At 44.6% G+C, this 24426-nt stretch carries 25 protein-coding genes; 20 read left to right on the forward strand and 5 right to left on the reverse strand.

Translation table 11 applies throughout. The features are described from left to right. The first annotated feature begins 436 nt into the window (after window positions 1–436). The 19 genes from NTX75_16910 to NTX75_17000 all read left to right on the forward strand — a co-directional run bounded on the left by NTX75_16910 (window position 437) and on the right by NTX75_17000 (window position 16775). Window positions 437–1387: a ParB/RepB/Spo0J family partition protein gene (locus tag NTX75_16910; GenBank protein MCX5817895.1), complete on the forward strand. Its 951-nt coding sequence runs from the start codon at window positions 437–439 to the stop codon at window positions 1385–1387. 292 nt (window positions 1388–1679) lie between these two features. Then, a complete protein-coding gene (locus NTX75_16915; protein ID MCX5817896.1) occupies window positions 1680–2762 on the forward strand; it encodes a restriction endonuclease in 1083 nt (360 codons plus the stop codon). Window positions 2763–3580: 818 nt separating this feature from the next. Further along, window positions 3581–4156, forward strand: a complete 576-nt coding sequence (locus tag NTX75_16920; GenBank protein ID MCX5817897.1) for a pentapeptide repeat-containing protein — start codon at window positions 3581–3583, stop codon at window positions 4154–4156. A gap of 437 nt (window positions 4157–4593) precedes the next feature. Beyond that, the gene (gene rpsB / locus NTX75_16925) at window positions 4594–5382 is read left to right on the forward strand and encodes a 30S ribosomal protein S2 (GenBank protein MCX5817898.1); all 789 of its coding nucleotides are present in this window, start codon (window positions 4594–4596) and stop codon (window positions 5380–5382) included. Window positions 5383–5406: 24 nt separating this feature from the next. Next, the gene (gene tsf / locus NTX75_16930; GenBank protein ID MCX5817899.1) at window positions 5407–6015 is read left to right on the forward strand and encodes a translation elongation factor Ts; all 609 of its coding nucleotides are present in this window, start codon (window positions 5407–5409) and stop codon (window positions 6013–6015) included. Between the two features lies 1 nt (window position 6016). Then, complete coding sequence (gene pyrH / locus NTX75_16935; protein ID MCX5817900.1) at window positions 6017–6751, forward strand: UMP kinase; 735 nt, start codon at window positions 6017–6019, stop codon at window positions 6749–6751. Then, window positions 6732–7289 carry a ribosome recycling factor gene (frr, locus tag NTX75_16940; protein ID MCX5817901.1) on the forward strand — a complete coding sequence of 186 codons (558 nt, stop codon included), beginning with the start codon at window positions 6732–6734 and terminating at the stop codon, window positions 7287–7289. The genes pyrH and frr overlap by 20 nt, the downstream gene beginning before the upstream one ends. Before the next feature lie 6 nt (window positions 7290–7295). After that, window positions 7296–8030 (forward strand): isoprenyl transferase, encoded by a 735-nt coding sequence (locus NTX75_16945; protein MCX5817902.1) that lies wholly within the window; start codon window positions 7296–7298, stop codon window positions 8028–8030. Next, a complete protein-coding gene (locus NTX75_16950; GenBank protein ID MCX5817903.1) occupies window positions 8017–8814 on the forward strand; it encodes a phosphatidate cytidylyltransferase in 798 nt (265 codons plus the stop codon). Before NTX75_16945 ends, NTX75_16950 begins: the two co-directional genes overlap by 14 nt. After that, the gene (gene dxr, locus NTX75_16955; GenBank protein MCX5817904.1) at window positions 8811–9962 is read left to right on the forward strand and encodes a 1-deoxy-D-xylulose-5-phosphate reductoisomerase; all 1152 of its coding nucleotides are present in this window, start codon (window positions 8811–8813) and stop codon (window positions 9960–9962) included. The genes NTX75_16950 and dxr overlap by 4 nt, the downstream gene beginning before the upstream one ends. Further along, a complete protein-coding gene (gene rseP / locus NTX75_16960) occupies window positions 9955–11031 on the forward strand; it encodes an RIP metalloprotease RseP (GenBank protein MCX5817905.1) in 1077 nt (358 codons plus the stop codon). The genes dxr and rseP overlap by 8 nt, the downstream gene beginning before the upstream one ends. Next, complete coding sequence (tsaB, locus tag NTX75_16965; protein MCX5817906.1) at window positions 11021–11713, forward strand: tRNA (adenosine(37)-N6)-threonylcarbamoyltransferase complex dimerization subunit type 1 TsaB; 693 nt, start codon at window positions 11021–11023, stop codon at window positions 11711–11713. Before rseP ends, tsaB begins: the two co-directional genes overlap by 11 nt. A 67-nt stretch (window positions 11714–11780) precedes the next feature. Then, window positions 11781–12989, forward strand: coding sequence for a homocysteine biosynthesis protein (locus tag NTX75_16970; protein MCX5817907.1), 1209 nt, complete (start codon window positions 11781–11783; stop codon window positions 12987–12989). A 127-nt stretch (window positions 12990–13116) separates the two neighbouring features. After that, a complete protein-coding gene (locus NTX75_16975; protein MCX5817908.1) occupies window positions 13117–14106 on the forward strand; it encodes a 7-cyano-7-deazaguanine synthase in 990 nt (329 codons plus the stop codon). A gap of 75 nt (window positions 14107–14181) precedes the next feature. Beyond that, the gene (locus NTX75_16980; GenBank protein ID MCX5817909.1) at window positions 14182–14838 is read left to right on the forward strand and encodes an MBL fold metallo-hydrolase; all 657 of its coding nucleotides are present in this window, start codon (window positions 14182–14184) and stop codon (window positions 14836–14838) included. A gap of 228 nt (window positions 14839–15066) precedes the next feature. Beyond that, window positions 15067–15243, forward strand: coding sequence for a hypothetical protein (locus NTX75_16985; protein MCX5817910.1), 177 nt, complete (start codon window positions 15067–15069; stop codon window positions 15241–15243). 143 nt (window positions 15244–15386) lie between these two features. Then, window positions 15387–15785, forward strand: coding sequence for a hypothetical protein (locus tag NTX75_16990; protein ID MCX5817911.1), 399 nt, complete (start codon window positions 15387–15389; stop codon window positions 15783–15785). A gap of 42 nt (window positions 15786–15827) precedes the next feature. Next, on the forward strand, window positions 15828–16589 hold the full coding sequence (locus NTX75_16995; GenBank protein MCX5817912.1) for a TSUP family transporter: 762 nt from the start codon (window positions 15828–15830) through the stop codon (window positions 16587–16589). Between the two features lie 15 nt (window positions 16590–16604). Beyond that, complete coding sequence (locus NTX75_17000) at window positions 16605–16775, forward strand: hypothetical protein (protein MCX5817913.1); 171 nt, start codon at window positions 16605–16607, stop codon at window positions 16773–16775. 90 nt (window positions 16776–16865) lie between these two features. On the opposite strand, the gene NTX75_17005 is transcribed toward NTX75_17000, so the two are convergent. From NTX75_17005 to NTX75_17015, 3 genes are all read right to left on the reverse strand, one after another. Then, window positions 16866–18002, reverse strand: a complete 1137-nt coding sequence (locus NTX75_17005) for an HDOD domain-containing protein (protein MCX5817914.1) — start codon at window positions 18000–18002, stop codon at window positions 16866–16868. A gap of 219 nt (window positions 18003–18221) precedes the next feature. Further along, on the reverse strand, window positions 18222–19448 hold the full coding sequence (locus tag NTX75_17010; GenBank protein ID MCX5817915.1) for an HDOD domain-containing protein: 1227 nt from the start codon (window positions 19446–19448) through the stop codon (window positions 18222–18224). A 252-nt stretch (window positions 19449–19700) separates the two neighbouring features. After that, on the reverse strand, window positions 19701–21380 hold the full coding sequence (locus NTX75_17015) for a glutamate synthase-related protein (GenBank protein MCX5817916.1): 1680 nt from the start codon (window positions 21378–21380) through the stop codon (window positions 19701–19703). Window positions 21381–21687: 307 nt separating this feature from the next. Here NTX75_17015 and NTX75_17020 point away from each other — a divergent pair, with 307 nt between their 5' ends. Further along, complete coding sequence (locus NTX75_17020) at window positions 21688–22695, forward strand: NrpR regulatory domain-containing protein (GenBank protein ID MCX5817917.1); 1008 nt, start codon at window positions 21688–21690, stop codon at window positions 22693–22695. Window positions 22696–22834: 139 nt separating this feature from the next. Here NTX75_17020 and NTX75_17025 read toward each other — a convergent pair whose 3' ends face one another. Together NTX75_17025 and NTX75_17030 are read right to left on the reverse strand one after the other, a co-directional pair. Further along, window positions 22835–23761: a methylenetetrahydrofolate reductase gene (locus tag NTX75_17025; GenBank protein MCX5817918.1), complete on the reverse strand. Its 927-nt coding sequence runs from the start codon at window positions 23759–23761 to the stop codon at window positions 22835–22837. Then, on the reverse strand, window positions 23758–24426 hold the full coding sequence (locus NTX75_17030) for a methylenetetrahydrofolate reductase C-terminal domain-containing protein (protein MCX5817919.1): 669 nt from the start codon (window positions 24424–24426) through the stop codon (window positions 23758–23760). The genes NTX75_17025 and NTX75_17030 overlap by 4 nt, the downstream gene beginning before the upstream one ends.

Below are 24426 nucleotides of genomic sequence, written 5' to 3' on the forward strand. Positions count from 1 at the left end.
AATCATATTCCGGAAAAAGTCCCTCCACATTATCCACCGATACCCCCAACATATTGTATTTACTGGTTAATTATACCATATACGGCACACTTAATCCACGGAATAGTTACGGATGAGGGGATTATTTCACAGGTTCTACCCGGCTTCGGACAAATCAGGCCGGCCCAGACACGGCACTGGCCGCAGGCTTAACCTCCAGCCGGGAACCCGCATGAACTTTTGCGGGTGGCCACCAAGGCATGCTTGAAGTCGCGACTCGCAAAAAGTTCTTCCGGCCATAACGCAATTCATTGTATCCTTATCTATCATGCCATATCGATATTCACTGTTCCGTCGAAGAGTTCATTTTTATCTTTAAGATGGTAGAACACAAGAATATATTTGAATTTTCCGTATTGCAGGGTTAGAATTTCAACAAAAAACACAGAGGGGCAATATGGCGACGAAGAAGAATAGTACCGTACAGGAAACAAACCCGGAGTTTCTCTATGTTCCCATAGGGAATATCGTTGTGTTGGAACAGGTCAGATCGAATGTCAACATTGAATCAGATTCATTCAAAGCTCTTGTACAATCCATTAAAGACAAAGGCATCTTAGAGCCTCTCCTTGTAACAAGAGGAGATGGCGACTCATACACGCTTATCTGCGGGGAGAGGCGTCTTGAAGCAGCCCGGCAGCTCGAACTTGAATTAGTACCGGTGCGGATCATAGAAGCAGGTAAGGAATCAGGTGAGACCATAGCCCTTCAACTCACAGAGAACCTCCAGCGAGAAGATTTAAACCCTATGGATCAGGCAAAGGGGATATTGGCATATATACAGGCAAGACATCCTGATAAGGGGTATGATGTGGATGGGGTAATGAGTGAGTTGGTGAGCTACGACCTTAAGCCTGACTCCGTATCGCCTGAAATGACAGACACGGTGTCTGTCATTTCTCAAATAGTAGGAAAGTCAATACGGACGCTGTCTCGCACGATTTCACTTTTAAAACTTTCCCCTGAGATTCAGGCAGCGATTTCGGAGGGGACACTCCAAGTTTCCCAGGGATATCTCTTCGCAGCCAACCTCGAATGTCCCGACCGTGCGAAGATATTCACCGACATCATGAAGACACCAGTGACCAACCCCGTCCTGAACAATCTGCTCACAGCATACAAAAAAGTCAAACCAGTCCCGGGTGTTGCAAAGCCACTACCCATGAAGAAGCAGATTGCCGGCTTACGATCCTTTGAATCACGCATTGAGATGGGCTTCGCAACATACACGAGAACTGACCTTGTGACACTTCTTGATGAGCTGCATGTTTTCTGTGCTTTAGTGGAACTGCGGATACCGATTGCCCCGGAACCTCCGCCGGAGAAGAAAAAGCCACCACAGGTGTGAAAAGGGCCGTGATTCGTGAATCGTGATTAGTCAAACCAATTACGAATTACGAGTTTTAAATGGAGCGGAGAGCGGGTAGACGCAGACTTCAGCCTGCGTGGAAGGGGAGAGCAAAACCGCGAATCGATATAAGGCACCCCAAAATAAAGGAAGCTCTGTTTTATTGCTGTTGAGCACTCCTTCCTGAAGTCGATAGTTTGCCATTTTCTTTTAATGTTAAATCTTTCAGACGGTAATAAATTAGATTTTCACTTGCATACTATCAAAGATTTAGAGAAAATAGAAAAGGAACATGGATAACTCAAAAGAACACAAGTGGAAATTATTTGAAAAGCTTGTAACAGCTATTCATGTTGCTGAAGGTCGGGGCGCAGAAGTTTTCTGGGATAAGAAAATAAATGGTCGCCAATTTGATGTTGTCATAAAATTTAAGCATGGCTTTTATGAATATCTCACGGTTATAGAATGTAAAAATTATGCCAACCCAATATCGGTAGAAAAAGTAGAGGCATTTGTCACAAAAAGCCAAGATGCAAATGCCGATAAAGCAATAGTTGTTTCTTCGTCAGGCTTTCAAGAAGGCTGTTTTAATGTTGCCAAAATACACAATGTTGAACTCTACACATTAAACGAGATAAGCAAAATTCCTGATAAGCTCCTAAGCTCTCAGCTAACCCCGGCCTTAAATATTTATGATGTTGAGCTTACGCTAAGTAAGGGGAAAAAAGTAAAACTTCCTAAAGAAAGCAACAAATTCACATATTTTATATACAACTCTGTTATTTACCAAGGAGAAAAGACTTGTTCTATACAAGCACTCATTGAAAAAGAATTAAGAAAAAATGTTGCCATACCGAAACAAGTAGAGCAGATCTTGCATATAGCTGTTGATTTGCCGTGTAGGGTCAGTATCCCTACTATTATAGACAATGCTCAACTATCTAAGATTACATTAAAATACAAGTTGATTATAGGACGCCCTCTGAAAAGCAATCAGAACCTTGATTTACATGTCGCACGTAAATTATTTACCAATTATGAATATAAAGATGTTCTCAAAGGAACAAAGATAGAGGTAGAGGGAAGTAAACTCAGAATTGGAATTGATACGACTCTGCAACCGGGGAAATTTTATATTAATAATTTGGGGTTTTATTACTATTGTGACTCACTTGATGGTACAATAGCGACCGTTTATTTGGTAGAGTCTTATCAGCATGGGCGCTTATTACAAACCGGCAGGTTTCAGATAGAAACAAAACATGCAGATCATTACTTAGAGGTCACCGAAAAGCATGATATAAAGAGATTGAAAAATAGACTAAATAAACTTAAAAATGCAGAAAAAAGTAACTCTGAAAGGAAATCTACATAGTTAATCTATGATAGGAGCAGACAAGACTTTTATGTTCTAAGGAGACATCCTTTAAAAAACAAGAAACAGCTTGACGTTCCTTTCGAACACGTTAGAAGCAGAGATATTCTTAAGGAAAGAAATAACTTTGGGAAGTAATAGCCCTCTCTTTCTCTCGGTAATCCTTGTTTTTAGGAAACCGCGAAGCCCACGCTTTGTAGGTGCAGTTATTACGTATAGTAATTTGAAATATTTACTTTTTATTACATTGAGGACCTGCCGGAGGATGTTGTTGACACGGTGTCAACAACATCATAAATCTCTGTAAAGTCAACACTGCCGCCGGAAATACCATTCTTTGAGATTGCCACACTTCCTGGAGGTCGCTCGCGATGACAGGTAAAGGGGAGACCGGAGGACCTATCCAAAGGAAGTGACGGACACGGTGTCCGTCATCGCTAAAATCTCTGGAAAGTCAATACGGACAATGTTTAACGTGGTTTAACTTTTGATAAATTCTGACGAGATTCAGATGGCAATCCGAAATGAAGGCAGTGGATAGTAAATAGTGGATAGTAAAAGATGAAAGGGGAAAGCTGATAGTTGATGATTTGTTGCCCAAATATACATATAACCAATAATATAGAATATGAGCAGGGAGCGAAACTGTGTTCCTGCGGATATCATATTTGGGCAACAGGCTGTTATCTTCTAACCTTTACCCCTTCAGCCATCAATTCTTAATGGGTTACTGAGCGGAAAATGAAATAGCTGTTGATTACCACATTTCCTTATGATAAAAAATTCTATATACCCAAAAAAACAAGGCGAGAGTCTGATTGACCATTAATGAAGCAAATCCATTGAGAAGAACTGGTGACACAAAAAGAAACACTATAGTTTGTATTGTCTGCACTGTTATCATATTATTCATTATCCCGGATATGGCGTATGCCTTCAAACAGACAGACCTGGATAAACTCCTGGCAACAAAACAGTGCCAATGGTGCGACCTGCGAAACGCTGACCTCTCTGATGCGCAGCTCTCCGGTGCGCAAATCGCCAATGCCAACCTGTCAGGCGCAAACCTATCCGGCGCCGACCTGTCAGATGCCAACCTTTCCGGTGCTGTGATGTCCGGCGCTAACCTCCACAATGCTAATCTGTCCGGCGCATACTTGCGCGGCGCCAAACTGCACAACGCCGACCTGTCAGGCGCCGACCTGTCAAAAGCAAGGTTGAACAACGCCAACCTGTCAGATGCCGACCTGTCAGATGCAAACTTTTCTGGTGCCAATCTTTCGGGCACCACCTGGGAAGATGGGAAAAAATGCGATGATGACTCAATAGGACAGTGCACCAGGGCCATCTCTCCCGCTAATCGTGGAAGCCTCGGAGGAGGGATTCCTTTTTAGCCACGTTATTGAAGGCCAAACTCTGAGGCTGGATGTTTTCCGTAAGCCCTCAGTCTTGTGAGATATTGTCAGAAAAATTGTCTCTGGAGTAAGCATCGAAGCATTATCGGGTAACCCATCATGACGAGAATGAACGTTCCCATAGGGACGATGGGCAGGGATGAGCCCACTTCAGGCAGCCTCCGCCCTTGCCCATCGAGTGAGTTTGAGTCATAGAAAGGGTAATAATGCTGAGTTGGCGAACGGAAGAGATATTTTCCAGTCTAATAACTGATGAGGGGATACTATTTTCTTCCATTTTATCTTGAAATATTTGAAATCATATGGTATTTAAACCACGCAGTTAATTCGCACGTCTTTCAATCGGCAGCAGGGTGCAGTAAATCTGTCTGTTGCTGAAATGCGAAAGGCGGAAGTTAAAAAAACCAGGAGGATCGATGTCTAATTTAACAATTAAACAATTACTCGAAGCAGGTGTGCATTTCGGACACCAGACAAAAAGGTGGAATCCCAAGATGAAACCTTACATTTTCGGTGCACGGAACGGCATATACATCATTGACCTGCAAAGGACATTGAAAATGTTCAAAGAGGCCTACAATTTCGTAAGAGAAGTTGCGTCACGGAACGAATATATCCTGTTTGTGGGCACCAAAAAACAAGCCCAGGAGGGTATCCGGGAAGAGGCAAAAAGGTGCGGCGCCTTTTACGTGAACGTCAGATGGCTTGGTGGCACAATGACGAACTTCCAGACGATTGAAAAAACAATCGACAGATTCCGGAAATACGAAGAGCTGAAAGGCAGCGATATCTTCAAGGCGCTCCCCAAGAAGGAAGCTATTGGAATAGACAAAGAAATTGCAAAACTCGAAAGGAACATCGGCGGTATAAAGAGCATGGATCGTTTGCCGGGCGCTATCTATATAGTTGACCCGAAGAAGGAATACATTGCTGTGAAGGAAGCCAAAAAACTCGGCATCCCCACTGTAGGCATTGTGGATTCGAATTGTGACCCCGATGATATAGATTACATCATACCGGGCAATGATGATGCAATAAGGGCTATCAAACTTATTACCATGAAAATTGCAGACGCCGTTCTCGAAGGAAAAGCACTCTATATTGAAGAATTCCAGGGCAAAGACGAGCCGACCGAAGAACCCAAACCTTTTGTAGACGAAAGTCTGCTTGAAGAAGAGAAGTACGAGGAATTTTTCGATCGTTAGCAGGATCGTTAGTTTAGGAGGATAATGATGGAGATATCTGCAGGACTTGTTAAGAAATTGAGAGAGAAAACAGGCGTTGGCCTGATGGATTGCAAGGAGGCACTAAAACACGCCAGCGGTGACATGGAAAAGGCAATCGATTACCTGAGGGAAAAAGGTCTTGCAAAATTGCAGAAAAGGTCTGGCAGGGCAGCATCCGAGGGTGTAATCGCATCGTACATACATACCGGCGGAAAGGTGGGTGTCATGGTAGAAGTGAACTGTGAAACCGATTTTGCCGCAAATTCAAAAGATTTTCAGGAATTCACAAAGGATGTGGCCATGCAGGTTACTGCAGCGAGCCCGCTCTATGTTAAAAGGGAGGATATCCCTGAGGAAATAAGGGTAAAAGAGAAGGATTTATACCGGAGACAGGCCCTTGATTCCGGCAAGCCGGAAAAGATAATCGACAAGATTGCCGAAGGGAAAATGGAGAAATTTTACCAGGAAGTATGTCTCATGGAGCAATCTTTTATCAAGAATCCTGATATTACGATGAAAGGGCTTCTCGAGGATCTTGTTGTCAAAATCGGTGAAAATGTTATTATCAGGCGCTTTGTACGTTTCCAGCTTGGAGAAACTGCCGAAGAATAAGATGAGATTCAACAGAATCCTTTTAAAATTAAGCGGTGAAGTCCTCATGGGAAAAGAGGGCTATGGTATTGATCCGGAAATCGTAAGGGAAACTGCGTTTCAAATCAGGGATGTGAAGGAGCTTGGCGTTGAGATTGCCATTGTGATTGGCGGAGGGAACATATACAGGGGCATGAGAGCAGAAAAGCAGGGCATAGACAGGGTAACGGGCGATTATATGGGCATGCTCGCAACACTGATGAATGCCCTTGTTATTCAGGATGCCCTTGAAAAGATCGGGGTCCCTGCAAGGGTCCAGAGCGCCCTCCAGATAGAAAAGGTGGCGGAGCCTTTCCTGAAGAGAAAGGCCATCAAGCACCTTGAAAAAGGCAGGGTTGTCATATTTGCCTGCGGGACAGGAAACCCCTTCTTTACCACAGATACCGCTGCAGCCCTGCGTGCCCTTGAGGTAGGGGCCGATGTGCTTTTAAAGGCAACAAGGGTGGACGGAGTCTACGACAAAGACCCCGAGGTCTGTGATGATGCGATATTTTTCCCTGAAATCTCCTATATGGATGTCCTGAAGAAAGGTTTGAGAGTTATGGATGGCACTGCCATAAGCCTCTGCATGGATAACAATCTTCCTATCATTGTTTTGAATATAAAAGAAAAAGACAACATGAAAAAGGCAGTCCTGGGAGAACGTGTCGGGACTGTTGTGAAGGGGGTAGGGTATCATGAAGAACGAAATAGTTGATGAACTCGAAGACAAACTAAAAAAAACAACCGTAATGCTCCAGAAAGACCTGTCAAAGCTGAGAACAGGTATTGCATCTGTTTCACTCCTCGAAGATATAAAGGTTGCGTACTATAACCAGCCCACTCCATTGAATCAGGTTGCCACGATAGGAGTATTGGACAGCAGAACCATTACCATTCAACCCTGGGATAATGCCGTGATAGGTGAAATTGAGAAGGCCATCCAGAAATCAGACCTCGGTGTAAACCCCATGTCTGACGGAAAAGTAATCAGGCTCGTCTTTCCAAAGCTCACCGAGGAGAGAAGGAGGGAGCTTACAAAGTTGGGGAGCAAAATGCTCGAAAACATAAAGGTGGCCATGCGGAATGTCAGAAGGGATATGAACGAAAAACTAAAAAAGATGGAAAAGGATAAGCTCCTCTCCAAGGACGACTTGCACAAAAACCAGGAAGATGTCCAGAAACTGACGGACAGGTATATCCAGATGGCAGAAAAGATATACACCGACAAGGAAAAGGAAATCCTGGAGATCTGACCTTCCATGTCTAAACTCGATCAATCTAAACTCCCCGCACATGTTGCAATCATAATGGATGGAAATGGAAGATGGGCAAAAATGAGGAATCTTCCCCGGGTTGAGGGGCACGCGCAGGGCCTTGAGTCTGTGCGGAACATTGTCACCATAACAAGGGAGCTACGTATCCCCTATCTCACGCTCTATGCATTTTCAAAGGAAAACTGGTCAAGGCCAAGGGCAGAGGTAAGGAGGCTCCTTGAACTTCTGGGGATTTTCCTTGAGAATGAGTTGCCGTTGATGATGGATGAGGATATACGGTTTCGTGTGGTGGGCGACATTAAGGATTTCCCCAAAAAATTACAGCATCAGTTAAATGCTGCGATGCAAAAAACAGCAGGGAATAAAACCCTCTCTCTTAACATCGCATTGAGTTACAGCGGCAGGGAGGAGATCCTGAACGCAGTGAGGCTGCTTCTGAAGGACATGGACAAAGGGCACATAACGTACATTGATGAAAAGGTTTTTCAAAGTTATCTCTATACCAGAGACATACCGGACCCCGATTTGCTCATACGGACGAGCGGGGAGATGAGGGTAAGCAACTTTTTGCTCTGGCAGATTGCATATACCGAGATATATGTGACGGATACGCTTTGGCCTGATTTCAGGGAAGATGCCTATACGGAAGCATTAAAGGAATACGCGAAAAGAGAAAGACGATTCGGGAGCGTGAAGGAAAACTTAAGTGGGAGAGCTTAAAAAAAGGGTAGTTGCTTCTCTGTGTATTGCCCCTGTTATTGCATCAGCTTTTTATTTTTTGCCTGCAAAATGGTTTTTTGTCTTGCTCATGCTCGTTTCGATCATTGCCTTGCTTGAGTTGATTACCATGTCAGGCGTCAGGGAAAGATACTTGCTTCTCCTTCTCGCAATTTTGTGTATCATCCCGTTGTATTACAAATCGTTTTTTGTCTATACAGGATGTCTCCTTTTTGCGCCATTCATCTTTATGGGATATAAAATTTTGAGGGGTGAAAGCAAAAAAGAGGGGATCAATGAAGATATTCTGAAAGGGATATATGTCATATTCCTCTGCGAGATTTTTGTTATTATACCCCTTTATTATCTTTCTTTGCTGAAGGAGACAGGTTGCTCACTCCCTTTTATACTTCTTCTGACCATGTGGGCAAGTGACACCTGCGCATACCTCTTTGGAAAAAGATTCGGGAAGAGAAAACTTGTGCCATATATAAGCCCGAAAAAAACCTATGAAGGTTTGTTGGGTGCCATGGCGGGCAGTACGGTCGTTATTGTGCTTTCAGGAAAAGTCCTGGGCATGGGAATATTGGAAACAGTCATTGTCGGCGCCACAATCGGTATCCTTGCACAGATGGGGGACATACTTGAATCTGCCGGGAAAAGGGTCTGCGCAACAAAGGACTCCTCTCGTCTTATCCCCGGCCACGGGGGCATCCTTGATAGAATGGATAGTTTTATATTTACGGCACCATTTTTGTACCATTACCTGGCAGGCGTAAAAATATGAGAAAAGGAATAATAGTTTTGGGTTCTACCGGTTCCATCGGGAAGGCAACACTGGAAGTAATCGAAAACCAGAACGATGCCTTCGAAGTGGTGGGCCTTGCCTGCAAGGGGAATGTGGAACTCCTGAACAAACAGATCGGGAAGTTTAAACCGAAATATGTCTGTGTATATGAGGGGCATATGAGGGGTAAAGTTCATTTTGATAAAACACGGCTCCTTGCTGGTGTTGAAGGTATAAAAGAGATGGTGCGCATGGATGGAGAAATTGTAGTCAATGCGCTGCCGGGAAGTGCCGGTCTTGAACCTACAATTGAGACATTAAAATTAAATAAGATACTTGCCCTTGCAAACAAAGAAAGCCTTGTTATGGCAGGAAGGATCGTGTCAAGGTTGCTGGATACGTATGAATCGAAGCTTTTCCCGGTAGACAGTGAGCACTCTGCGATTTTTCAGTTACTGAAAAATATCGGACCGGCTAAAATAAAAAATATTACAATAACCGCCTCTGGCGGTCCCTTCAGAAAGCACATGAAGGAGGCGTTACACCTTGTGAAACCGGAGGAAGCCCTCGACCACCCAACATGGAAGATGGGGAGGAAGGTTACTCTGGATTCTGCAACAATGATGAACAAAGGCCTTGAGGTAATCGAGGCGCGATGGCTCTTTGACATAGAGCCTGAAAGGATAAAGGTGCTCATTCACCCTGAAAGCATAGTCCACGGGATGGTTGAGTTGGTAGATGGCGCCTTTTTTGTGTATATGGCTTCCCCTGATATGAAAATACCCATCTCTTTTGCCATAAACCAGGGAATGGTACAGCCCCTGTCCTTTGCTCAATTAAAATTGGAAGAATTGCAGAAATTAAGTTTCTATTCTCCCGATACAAATAAGTTCCCCGCTCTGAAACTCGCCTTCAATGCCCTCCATGCCGGAGATGGGGCACAGGTAGTATTAAACGCATCAAACGAGGTTGCTTCAGATGCCTTCATAGAAGGGAAGATAAAGTTTACGGATATTCCTTTCTTTATCGAGAAGACGTTAGAGCGCCATGAAGGGTTTTCTGTTATTGAAGACATCGGGACTGTCTGGGAAATCCATGAATGGGCTAAAAGATATACAGAAGAAATGTTAAAGGAGTCATATGCCTAGTATTGTCATGAACGTAATTTACGGATTTATTGCTTTGAGCCTTCTCATCCTGGTTCATGAGTTTGGCCATTACCTTGTTGCACGGCTTGCGAATGTAAAGGTACTGGCCTTTTCCCTCGGATTCGGGAAAAAGCTTATCAATTTCAAAAAAGGCGAGACCGAATACGCCATATCAGCTATTCCCCTCGGCGGATATGTAAAGCTGCTCGGCGAATCTCCTGACGATGAGGTCAAAGAGGAGGAAATCAACAGGTCGTATTCACATAAACCGCCTTTTGTAAGAATCATGATCGCCTTTGCAGGTCCTTTTTTCAATATCATCTTTGCCTTTTTCCTTTTCTATTGCGTGTTTCTCAGCGGGTACAACGTCCTGTCCACCAAGGTGGGAAGCGTTGAGAACGGATACCCTGCCTACGAGGCCGGCATCAGGGAAGGAGACACTATAGCAAGTATTAACGGGCAGAACATCTCAGAGTGGGGAGAATTAATGGATGTCATGTCCAGGGCAAAAGAAAGGACTTTGAAGTTTACCGTCAAAAGAGGCGGGGATTTAATAGATTACCAGATAACCCCGAAAGAGATCGAAAGTAAAAATATCTTTGGAGAAACGATAAAAAGAAAGGTCATCGGTGTTACGGCATCGAATGAGTTTTTGACAAAAAAGGAGACATTGTCAGGCGCTTTCGGCAAAGCAGGTTTTCAGACCTACAACCTCACAAAAATAACTATTATGGGTATTGTGAAGTTGGTAGAGGGAAGCATATCGCCGAAACAGGTCGGTGGCCCCCTTCTTATCCTTGAGGTTGCAGGGAAACAAGCAAGGGAAGGGACAAAAAACCTTATATACTTTATTGCTATTATCAGTATTAACCTCGCTGTTATTAACCTCCTCCCCATACCGATCCTTGACGGGGGTCATATCATGTTTCATTTGATAGAGATTGTCATAAGGAGGAAGATTTCACAGAGATTCATTGATATTGCACAAAAAGCAGGCATGGGGATACTTATAGCAATCATGGTGCTTGCCTTTTTCAATGACCTCATGCGTATATTCTATGGAAAATAGGGTTATCCTCGGCATCGATAATTCCCTGGACTTCTTGAATATCGCCATCTCCGCTGGGGATAAACTCATTGAGGAGAGAAACATCGGGAACAAGCGGGTACCTTCCGGTATTATTCCCGTGGAAGTGTCCCATCTGCTATCTGCTAACGGGTATACAATTGATGATGTTCATTACATGGTGGTCACGCTTGGCCCGGGCTCTTTTACGGGTATAAGGGTAGCCCTTGCATTCTGCAAAGGCATTTCTTCCGGTAAAAATATCCCGCTTATCGGGATACCGACCCTCGATGTGCTCGCATCGCCCTTTGCATTCATGGAGGGACACTTCCTCTGTCCATTGATAGATGCGAAAAAGGGTGAGGTCTTCTACTCGCTCTATTATGTGTCTCATGGTGAAATTGAAAGGCTTGAAGGGTACATGGCTGCAAAACCTGGAGATATCAAGGGAATCGTTAAAACCCCGTGCATATGCTTCGGGACAGGCGTCCATCTCTGCGAAGCCTATCTGCCCCGCATGGATGGTGGGATAACGTTTATAAAAGACAGCTTTACGAGGGTTTCCGGTGAGGCCCTCATCAGAGAAGGCCTGAAAAGGTTATCACCAGACACGGGTGGCACCATAGTACCCATCTACGGAAGAAAATCCGAAGCAGAAATCAAATTCAATGTCACGCTGACCTGAATTACCCTGAAAAGGTTTAAAAAGATGCCTGTTTTAGTGTATAATTTATAGGCGAAAGGAGGTTGCATTGAAGACAATTGATGAGATAAACGAAAAGATAAAAAACGGCAAGGCTGTCGTTGTGACTGCCGAAGAGATGGTAGAGATAACAAAAGATAAGGGTACAAAGAAAGCCGCCGGGTATGTGGATGTTGTAACAACAGGGACCTTTGGCCCTATGTGCAGCAGTGGTATGTTTATGAATGTGGGTCACTCTAAGCCAAGAATAAAGATCGGCGGGGGCAAATGCCTTCTCAACGATGTGCCGGCATATACCGGAGTTGCCGCTGTAGACATATACTTGGGGGCTACAGCAATTCCGGACGATGATCCAAGGAATATGGTGTATCCGGGGACCTTTAAATACGGTGGCGCCCATGTGATAGAGGAATTTGTGAATGGAAAAGACATACGGCTTGTAGCAACAGCCTACGGTACCGACTGTTATCCGAGGAAGCATATAGAGACCTATATCAATAAGGATACGGTAAATGAGGCATACCTTTACAATCCAAGAAATGCCTACCAGAACTACAATGTGGCAGTGAATCTTTCAAAAAAGATTATTTACACCTATATGGGGATAGTCAAACCACACATGCTCAGTGCAAATTACTGCAGCGCAGGTCAGCTTTCCCCCCTCCTGAAAGACCCGAAATACAGAACTATCGGTATCGGTACGAGGATATTCCTCGGAGGCGGTGTAGGGTATGTGGCATGGAACGGAACACAACATAACCCTGATGCGCTCCGGAGCCCGGATGGTCTCCCCAGGGCTGGCGCTGGCACAATTGCCGTTATAGGGGATGCCAAGAAGATGAGTGGTGATTATCTCAAGGGGGCAAGCTTTGTCGGTTATGGCGTAACAATGTTTGTGGGTCTCGGCATACCCATACCTGTTCTCGATGAAGAAATGGCCTACTTTACATCAAGGAGCGATGAAGATTTCTGGGCGCAGGTCGTTGATTACGGAAACGATTACCCGAACAGGGTGCCAAAAAGTATTTGCGAAGTTAATTATGCCCAGCTGAAATCGGGCAAGGTCACAATAAACGGCACAGAAGTTCCCACTTACCCCATATCGAGTTACTCGAAGGCACGGGAGATTGCAACTATCCTCAAAGACTGGATACATTCCGGGGCATTTCTCCTTACAAACCCCGTAACACCACTCCCCGGTGTGGATTCAGGAATCAGGCTGAATACACTGGAGGAGAATGTGCCGGGAGTTGTCTGAGGAAGAACCGAATCGGAGAAACGGGGAAGCGGAATATCGGGGAAGTAAAGATTCTAAATCCATTTTCGCCGATTCGCCGGCTCATTAACATAAGTCGCACAGAACATTTGAGTGTAAAAAAAGAGGTATGATGAACAAAAAAGCTATTTCACTGCTTTCCGGCGGTCTCGACAGTACCCTTGCAACAAAGCTCATTATTGACCAGGGAATAGAGGTTGTTGCGCTTCATTTTACCTCTCCCTTCAGCAGCAAAAGGGAAAAAGAGGGGGGGTTGCAGGCAGAGAGAACAGCTCAGGAACTGGGGATCAGGCTGATCCTCATGTATAAAGGGCCGGAATATCTCGATGTTGTAAAAGCGCCGGAACATGGTTACGGTAAAAATATGAATCCCTGTATCGATTGCAGGATATTCATGCTCAAAAAAACTAAAGAGGTCATGGCCAGCGAAGGTGCAAGCTTTGTTATTACAGGGGAAGTCCTCGGTCAGAGGCCCATGTCACAGCGGAGGGATACGATTAATATCATAGAGAAGAAAAGCGGGCTCACAGGTCTCATAGTAAGACCTCTTTCTGCCATGCATTTCTCGCCTTCCATCCCCGAGACGGAAAACACCATAGACAGGTCAAAACTTCTGGATATTGTCGGCAGATCAAGGGAGATGCAATACCGGCTTGTAGAGCGGTTTAATTTGAAAGAATACGGATGCCCCGGCGGCGGTTGTCTGCTTACAGACCCTATTTTTTCTCATAAGTTACGGGACCTTTTCTTGCATGATAAAGTATTTACCATGCAAGACATTGAGCTTCTCAGCGTTGGCAGACATTTCAGGTTGGGGGCAGAGACTAAACTGATAATCGGAAGGGATAAAAATGAGAATGAAAAACTGGAATCTCAGCGGCAATCACCATATGTGCTATGTTACCCTGTAGGCTTCAAAGGGCCTTTCGGTCTTCTAAAAGGAATACTTAATGATGAAACTATTGGCATCGCAGCCAATATAATCGGACATTATGGAAAAAACGAATCCCCCACGATAGCTATTGAGCTGCACAATGGACAGATAGAGAAACGGATTGCAAACAAAACTGATATGAATGTAACTGATTTGAAAATTTGATTTCTGCCCCTGTCTTGTATTGCTGTTTCAAGTTTCGAGTTTCAAGATCCAAGATTCGCATTTTCAGGAGGCCTTATGAGATTATTGGATGATCTTTATGTATATCCATGGACATCTTTTCAGGAAAATAATTGCAATACGATTTTTATTGACGGTGAAATCCCGATAATCGTTGATCCCGGGCATGTGCACCTCTTTAACCATGTCGTTGAGGGGATGGCGAGGGATGGTAAACCGATTGATAGTGTAAAATGCCTTTTGTGCACCCACGGCCACCCTGACCATATCGAGGCTGTAGACAGATTTAACAGCGGTGTTTTGAAAGGCATCAGCAGGGTTGAATATGAGTATTTGAACAATGGCGGCAAGGAGCTCTTCATCGCTACCGGCTGTCAGGTAACAAGAATGCCCTTTAAGATTTTTCTCAAGCCGGGCAATATAAAGCTGGGCGACAAGACATTCAGGGTTATCCCTACCCCCGGGCACTCACCGGGTTCGGTCTGTCTTTACTGGGAAGAGGAGAAGGTTCTTATTTCGGGAGACACGATCTTTTATATGGGGGTTGGAAGGACCGACCTGCCGGGCGGGGACATTGAAGAACTATCCCGGAGCATTAAGGAGCTTTCAAAACTCTCTGTTGAATACCTCATTCCCGGACATGGTGAAATCGTAAGAGGAGAAAAGGCTATTCATAAAAATTTCAGTGTAATTCTCGGCGAATTTTTTGAGTAATGTCAGCATGATATGCGTTGTTGACTTTCTGGCAAACCATGCATATAATGATTTTGAAATAAATATTGGATGATATAACATTTTTTTGCGAAAAATATAAAGAGCGTATAGATATCAATAAAAAACCTTGTCCGCATCCAAACGATTATTGTCAATATAGAACACGGTGTGTTATACACACTCTTTGTAAGGAAAACCCTGACTGCGCTGAAAAGAGGAGGAAAAAAGGTGAGATTACCTGACGAATATATATGCAATATGTGTGGGTTTATGTTCCTTTCCGGAGAGAAGTTGAATATTTTCTGCCCTGAATGCGGGAGCAGCATGGTTGCCAAAGAGGTTAGCTACGAAGAATTTCTCGACGAGGACGCTTACAACTTCAACTTCAAGCAGATGATCTTTTAAAAAATCATGACAGTCTATGGCTCGGGCATCCTATCCGGTTCGCATAAAAGTTCCGGTGCACGGATGTTTTGCCGCATTTTGCACATTTGAATGCCTTCGTGTCTTTCGGAAGGAAAGACTAAGCCCTTCAGGGAGGTATTGAAGTGTTACTGACATATGTTCATGCATCTTTCATGGCAGCCGGTTTTATCTTCATGGCAGCCGGTTTTATTACAGCAAGATTTCTGAAGAAAAAAATATGGTGGCTAAAATTACACAGGATTCTTGGCATTTCAGGTGCATGCTGTGTGTTGGCAGGTGTTTGTTTTGAATCCATCCACCTTTCCCTTATCAGTGCCGGGCATTTTAACGTGGCCCATGCCTACTTCGGTATTCTCGTTGTTGTGCTGTCTCTGATTACGCCTGCGATGGGGTTAGTGCAGATAAAAATATACGGGATAGCATCAAAAATAAGGCCTCTCCATCGCTGGTCAGGAAGAGTCATTATACTATTGATGGGTATCAATATCGTTTCAGGTCTCTATACAGCAGGAATCATATAAAGGCCCGGTCTTATACGAAAGATATTCGATTGAAAGGGCATTGTGCTTGAAATAACATTACTTTGTGGATTTTCGTTCCTTGCCGGATTGATTGATTCTGTGGCGGGGGGAGGCGGCCTTATCCAGCTTCCCGCCCTCTTTATTATTCTTCCCAATCTCCCTGTGGCGCTCCTTCTGGGAACAAACAAACTCTCCTCGATTGCCGGCACATCAATTGCCTCCCTCCAGTATGCAATGCATGTGGATATAAGCTGGAAGGCAACACTCCCGGCCACAATTGCAGCGCTCATATTTTCATTTCTGGGGGCAAGAACCGTAAGCATGTTAAACCCGGGTACTATGCGGCCGGTCATCCTTTTTCTGCTCGTTGCAATTGCAGCCTATACTTTTATCAGAAAAGACTTTGGCACGGTGCATATACCAAAACTGGGTCATAGAGGACAATTTTTATTCAGCATTATTACCGGTACGGTAATCGGTTTTTACGACGGGTTTTTTGGTCCAGGGACAGGTAGTTTTCTTATCTTTGTCTTTATAAGCATCTTTGGATTTAATTTTCTCTCTGCATCTGCATCCTCAAAGGTCATAAATTTTGCAACAAATCTCTCTGCCGTGCTCTATTTTGCGTTTACTGACAATATCCTCTATAAAATTGCCTTACCCATGGCAGTATGCAACATACTCGGGTCCCTTGTGGGGACGAGACTTGCAATCTTAAAGGGCAGCCGTTTTGTAAGGGTATTTTTTCTTATCGTGGTTTCAGGGCTGATTATAAAATTAGCATACGATACTTTCAGGTATTAAATAGAAACAGTTTCTATGACTCTGGAAATCTCTGGAAAGACAGCAAAGACGCTGTACAACGGGTTTTCACTTTTAAAAAATTCTCCTGAAATTCAGGCAGTGATCCGGGCAGGAAATCTCCCTGTTTCTCAGGGGTATCTCTTTGCAGCGAACCTCGAATGCCCCGATCTTAGAAACAGTTTATAGTTGATAGCAAATGAAAAACCTTCATTTAACACGGATAACATTGGATAAAGGCAAGCTGAAGGGGGGGGTAAACCTGGCACAAAGCACGATTTACGTTGCATTGGTATAGGACTCGACCGTAAGGCGGGATTTTTCGACGTCTCTGACGAGATCTGTTGTTATGATTCCCCGGATATCTTTGTTTATTCCATACATCTCAAAATATTCATCTCTGATGGGCAGCGTCTGTTCGTTCTGTCCATGATAACCGAGGACCTTTGCTATAAGGTCTGCAAGACAGATCGTGAAGCATTGTGTGCGATATTGCTCCGGAATAGCCTCAGGCAGAAAAAATGAGGGATAGTGGTGGTATTCAATGCCATGAACGATTACATGCGGTAGCTTCCATTTATTGGCAATAAGGCCTCCTGCAACTGCATGGTTGATGCCATACTGGTGTTCTTCCTTAATAAGGGCGGGGATATCGGAAATTATTTCAAAATAGCTTTCCAGTGTAACAAGGAAATATTTACCGATATCGTGGAGAAGACCAATCGTAGCAAGGTCATACTCAGAGAATTTAAAGAGTTTTTTACCGATATACCCTGCGCATGTTGATACGATGGCAGAGTGCACCCATGTTTTAATATACAGGTCAGGTTCCATATCCAAATGTTTCGGAACTACATTCTTAATGGTCTCCTGAAAGACAATCGTCCTTACATTGTTGTATCCCAACAGGGTAATAGCCCTTCCAACGGAAGTGATCTTCCCCGGGAGTTCAAAATATGAGGAATTGATGGTTTGCAGGATTTTCCCGGAAAATACAGGGTTTGTTGAGACCAATGCCGTAATCTTTTCAGGGTTTGACTCCGGCTTTCTCAGAAGATCCAAAAGTTTTATGGATGTTGTGGGTATGGGCGGAAGAACCGAAAGCCTTTCCTCAATAATTTTCCTGGTCTTTTCCTCGAGATCTTGAAGGGTTGTGGGAAAGGTGTTCTCGGCAGGAATGAAATAGTTTATCTCTTTGAGGTCAGGGTGTGATTCTGAGGGGGTCCTATTTAATGGGCTATCATGGCCGGATGTTTGTTTTTGAACAATCTCTTTCGTTTCGTTTTCATTGGATTTCCCGGGTGGCTCATGAAGCCTCTCTTTGTCTTTGTGAGAAGCTGTTTTCCGGTTTTTACGGAAAAGTATTATGATGAGAACAACAGCGATAATCGATGAAAGCAAGATGATGATTTTCATGTTAAAATCCACAAAAAAGACTGTCAACCTTCGTAAATATATTATCGCACAATATCGTAATTGATTACATCAAAAAGCAAAATTTACAAACACTGGAAGAAGATTGTAAAAATTTATAAGGAAAGCCCGAGCCCATAGCGGATAAAAAGCACATACGTAAACCCACAATCAATTCTTAATCCACTTTTTGGCACTGGGCTTAAAGTGCTGTTTTCATTGTTAGCCCTGAAGGTCTTTTGTTGCCTCATTCAATGCATCCTCAAGCCTTTTTGTTTCATTTAGTATTATCTCAACATACCGCCATCCCTCCGAAGAAGGATCCATCGTTTTGGCAAGCCTTCTCGCAAAACCGCCAACTACCGTCAAGGGATTACGGATTTCGTGAGCCACAGCCTGGAGCGTATACTCTACCTCCTCACTCCTGTCTCCTCTTGCGCGCAGTCCTTCAAAAGACGGCGGTCCCTGGGCTATCTCTCCATGCTGATTTTGCAGCACCTGTTCCGAAAGCCTGCTCAGGGCACGGTTTGCCTTTTCCATGAGCCCCAATAAATCCTTTTCGCTTTCGATTTCTACTTCGAAGATCCTGGCTATTCCATCAGCCTCTTTCAGTGCACCAATGACAACATCGTACATTGTTTCGTCTGAAAAGCTCCATGGGGGATTATTCCCATTCGGTACCCTCAGCAATGACGCCGCCGCAGCAAAGACATCCTGAAAATCGACCTTTGCGTAACATATAAGGGCCGAGAGCTTACCGGCAATTCTGCAGATCCTCGACAACATCGACGCTTCAAGGCTGCCATCTTCATATCCATAGTAACGTTGGCATTCAACAATCTGTTCCGGAAACTTCCAGTATCTGAGTGCAATTTCACCGATCTCCCTGTGGTTTAACCCCTGACTTTTTTTCTCCGTATCGAGAAGTAGCTCCAGGGGGTAAGCGCCAGTGTCTACCGTCTCATTTTTTCCTTTCAAAAAAAAATCGTAATAGATGAGAAAACCTACTTCAAGGGTAAGACCTGCTACAAAGGCCTCTTCAGGTTCACAAGCCTTTAGTTCCTGGGCAAGGGATTTCGCGAGAAGACCGCGGTAGAGGGAAACCCGCCAGAATTGGCCGTAGTCTATCTGACCAACCTTGCCCATGGGAAAGGTATCTTTCAACGATAACGAGAGGGCTAAAACGCGCAGATGGTGAAAGCCGATTCTCATAATTGCCTGCTTGAGGGTTGAGGCAGGGTAAAGGGATTTAAAAAATGCGCTGTTTGCCATTTTGAGGACGCGAACAGCAAGAGAAGGGTCTTTCTCGATTAGGCCGGTTAATTCATTCAAAGAACTCGAGTCGTCTGATGCAATCTCAACAAGCTTCACCGCTATCACTGAAAGCGACGGAAGGGCATACCCTGATTGAAATTTCTTTAATATTTCTGAAATATATTTCTGTTCCATTATTCTCTCAAAAGTATTATAAATGAAAAACAGTCAAAATGAAAAAAAATTAAACCGCTTTAAGCTTATAGTTTTTCAATCGATTAGATTCGTCCACTTTTACTTTCTATCCTGGGCTGCGTTCAAAAACATGGTCATGATGAGCAGAGCAAAGACAGCAAGCAATAGTGTATGAAGGTAGGAACGTTTTGTAGGTTGTTTGGGAAATAGTTTAATGGGGTCTACCGCGGTAGACCCCGGGTAAAATATGTGTTATGGGCGGGCACCTGATTTTTTCGCAAAAACCTTGTAATCTGTATTGAGGATTCTTTTGGCGCTTTCATCCATAACATCGGTTATGAATGGAATCTTTGTTTCTTTTTCGGTTTCCCTGTTTCCGGAGAAGACATCATTACGGGAAATTTCAGGAAGGCTGAATTTGCGTGCACCGGCCATTAACTGCTGAAGCCCTGCAGCAAGTTTATCGGCAAGTGTCCACATGGCAATTGCACCAAAGGGAATATCTTTCATTCCCTCTTCCCCGACCCTTTTCTGAACGTCATAGTAACCGGCGAATATCTCTTCAGGGGTTGAACCGAGTTCTTTTACGGCTGGGGCAAGATCATCCCAGTTACCGTTCACTGCTTTCTTCCGTTCCGGTTTCAGTACGCCTTCGATATTCGAACCCACGAACCCCGGTATCATTGCGCCTCTTCCCATGCATATAAGTTTTGTAAACGGTGCGCCGAGGGCAAGTGCCTTGAATATATGGTCTTCCCGTGCGAGGCCGCCGGCAAAGGCAATATCAACAACCTTTTCACCTTTTGCTGCGAGCATTGATGCGTATTCATATGTCTTTGAGTGGAGGAGGATCGAAGGTACGCCCCAGGTTTCCATCATATTCCACGGACTCATTCCTGTGCCTCCGCCGGAACCATCCACTGTAAGGAGGTCAAGCCCTGCATCGGTTGCAAACTTTATCGACATGGCAAGGGCTTCCATACCATAAGAACCTGTCTTTAATGAGATTCTCTTGAATCCTATCTTCCTGAGGTACTCAACGGACTGCATAAAATTTTCCTGTACTTTATCAGGCGAAGAAAGGTCTGTATATCCAAGCCTGCTGTGCCGTGCAAAGGCTTTAATAGCGCCATGTTCAAAGGCCTTCTGGACTTCCGGTCTTGTCGGATCAGGGTCAACAACATATCCTCTGTCTTTCAGGAAGAGGGCATACCCGAGACTGTCAACCTGTATCTCGCCGCCGATGTCCTTGGCCCCCTGGCCCCATTTAAGTTCAATAATTACTTTTTCGCCGTACTTGCCGATAACGTATTCTGCAACACCGTTTCTTGTGTCTTCCACGTTCATCTGGACAATAATTGCCCCGTATCCGTCGAAATATTTGAGATATGTGTCAATCCTTCTGTCCAGTTCGGGTGCCTTTTCGATTTTGCCATTTTTTATTACGGCCTCTCTATCTATACCGACAACGTTTTCGCCGATAACGATGGGTATTCCTACGAGGGCTGCGCCAATGGCAAAAGAATCCCAGTACTTCGCTGCAATAAAGGTTGAGCCTAATGCACCCGTCATAATGGGGATCCGGCACTTTGTCTTCTCTTCGTTTCCAAATTCTGTTTCCAGGCTTACATTAGGGAATATGCAGTCATCTGCTGAACTCGATAGTCCGTTAGGCAGACCGTGTACGCCATAATTGTACCCCTGAATCCTCAATGAGTTATAGGAAACACCAATGTGACATGTGTTTGCACTCCCTGCAGTAATATATCCAAAATCTCTCGGGTAAAGGACTTTCCTTCCCTTCAAGCTGGAAATCCAGGTTTCGCATCTTCCCTTGCAGTCAGCGCGGCATAATGTACATAATCCCGATTCTGCGGGATTGCCACGGTTAACCGTCCCAATCGCATCATTTGATTTTGGCCATTCGATCATGTGTCTCCTCCTGATTTTTTCTATTTGGTAGCATATTGCCATTCTAACGGCATTACATTGCCATATAAATAATGTATTACTATTATTTTATTTATCAAAATAAATATTTATTGTCAAGTATATATTGTATTCATAGAATTTATTGATTTATGTTGCCATATTTTATATGTTTTATTATACTATAGTTAGCGGCAATGTTGCCAATATATATAATAGATGTTGCCGCTAATTTACATGTATTATGGATGATATTATTCTTTTGGGTTGATATACTGTGGCATCGTTCATAACGAAAGGACAATGAAATATGGTTGAGAGAAAGAAACGGAAAGAGTTGTTGATATTAAACGTCTTAAAGAACACAGAATCCCCCCTTTCCAGCCCGAGGATAGCCGATGAACTGTCAGCGCTTGGCCACGAGATGAGCGAGAGGACGGTTCGGTTGTATCTTCAGCAACTGGATCGGGATGGATTTACCGTAAGCAATGGGAAAAGGGGGCACCAGATAACGCAATTTGGTTTAACAGAGTTGGAATCTTCAAAAATTATCGAAAGAGTAGGCTTTTTATCGGCAAAAATTGACCGGATGACGTACCAGATGAATTTTGACCTGAATACAACCTCCGGCACGGTTGTTATAAACGTAACTCTGGTGGAGCCAGGCCAGTTTGCAAAAAAAATCCCCGACATCGTTAAAGTTTATGCAGACGGGTATGCCATGGGCCATCTGATGACCTTCCTGAAACCCGGGGAATCCCTGGGGCACATCAATATACCGGAAAAAATGATAGGCATAGGCACTGTATGCTCAATTACCCTTAATGGTGTATTATTAAAACACGGCATTCCTACTGTTTCACGCTTCGGTGGCCTTCTGGAACTCAAGGACAAAAAACCGGTCAGATTTGTCGAGATCATCATGTATGACGGGACAAGCATAGACCCGCTCGAAGTATTCATACGGAGCGGGATGACTGATTATATGGGTGCCATAAGAACGGGTAACGGCAAGATAGGGGCAAGTTTCAGGGAATTTCCAGCAGAGAGCAGGGATACCGTTATACATCTTGCCGGGATGCTGGACAGGATAGGGCTCGGAGGGCTTGTAAAAGTGGGCATGCCGGGCCAGAGTCTCTTTGACATCCCTGTAAGCGAAGGCAGGATAGGAGCCATCGTAATCGGCGGACTGAATCCCGTCTCCATCCTTGAAGAGACGGGTGTACGGGCATACTCCCGGGCCCTTGCCGGACTCATCGACTTTAAGAGGCTCTTTCGTTTTGAAGAAATGGAGGACAGAATCAGGAAATTCTTATAATCTTTTCTTATTGTCATTACGCCGTATCCATGCAGTAGAGTAGGCAACCTGACAGGGATGGACATTGCATAAAGGCAATTGAGCTCCTTGACCCTCTCCCCAAGGGCATGCGTTTTTTTCTGAAGCACCTCTTTTGTTGCTAATGTATTACCGGTCTTGGATACAGTCCCGCTTCTTCAACAATCTGAGGGACTTTCTGCTCCCATTCGATAGCCATGATGTGGATACCGGCAACACCCTTTATCGCGCGGACCCTCTCGATGAGTTCAACGCAGATATTGATGCCTTCATCGGCTGCCTTTTCCTTGGAGACACCTTTTAACCGGTCAATCATCTCCTCCGGTACGTCCATACCCGGAACCGATGCCTTCATGTAACGAGCCATGCCGACCGATTTGAATGGGGTGATTCCTGCAAGAATATACATCTTTTCGTGGACACCGAGGTCGCGTACCATCTCCATCCATTTTTCGAACTTTTCCACATTAAAGACACACTGAGTCTGAACAAACTGGGCGCCGGCTGCCGCCTTTTTTGCGAGTCTCATAGCCCTTATCTCGAACGGGTCTGCAAAGGGGTTCTCTGCACAACCGATAAACAGGTTAGGCCTTCCCTTCACTTCTTCCCCGCTTATAAATTTCCCCTCATCCCTCATCCGCTTTACGGTCTGGATGAGCTGAATGGAATCGATATCAAAGACATTTTTTGCTGTTGGGTGGTCGCCGAAGCTCTGGTGGTCGCCTGAGAGACAAAGAAGATTATTGATGCCCCATGCTGCCGCCCCCAGGATATCGCTCTGAATAGCAATCCTGTTTCGGTCCCTGCAAACCATCTGCATCACAGGATCAAAGCCCATCTCTTTCAGTATGAGGGAGGCCGAAAAACTGCTCATCCTGACAACGCTTGTCTGATTATCAGTAACATTCACGCTGTCAACATAGCCTTTCAGGAAAGCACCTTTCTTCTTTACTGCTTCCGGGTCAGCGCCCCGTGGAGGACCGCATTCTGAGGTGACGGCAAAGGCGCCGCTTGCCAACACCTTTTCCAAATTGCTTCCCGTACTCATATCCTTAAATCCTCCCTTACCCTCTTTCTCGGACCGCCATCCCTGCTTGCCGACCAGTCTTTGGTCGGTTGTATCTCAAGATATTTCTCCATCATATTCATCTCTTTCAGCCTGTCCACGATGAGCTGCCATGCGCAGGGCACATCTTTATTTATCTCGCAGAAACCCCCCTGGGAGCCGCCGCAGGGACCATTGAATATACTCTTTGCACATCGTGAAACAGGGCAGATACCAAGGGTCTTATCGAGTATGCAGTTTCCGCACCCCTGACATCTTTCTTTCCAGACCCCCTGTTCCTCGGAACTTCCCATGAAAGTGGTATTAACGGCAGGAACTACATACTTGTTTCTGTATGCTTCGGCCATAGACTGTATGCCGCACCCGCAAGCCATGGAGATCACCACATCACATTCATCCACAAAGGATTTTGCCTCTACTGTATATTCAGGGTCACATTGCCTCTCCAGTGTGTGTTCCTTCACCTCAACAGGGATGCCGTCCTTTGCCCTCACAAGTCGTATCTCCGATGCAAGGACCGCTACCTCTTTCGCCCCGCCTGCAGAGCAGACCGTAACACATTCGTTGCAGCCGAGAAGCAGTATCTTCGTATATGGTTTTACCATATCCATGATCTCTTCAAAGGGTTTTCGGTTCGCTACTATCAT

The organism is Pseudomonadota bacterium, assembly GCA_026388315.1.
GTDB lineage: Bacteria > Desulfobacterota > Syntrophorhabdia > Syntrophorhabdales > Syntrophorhabdaceae > MWEV01.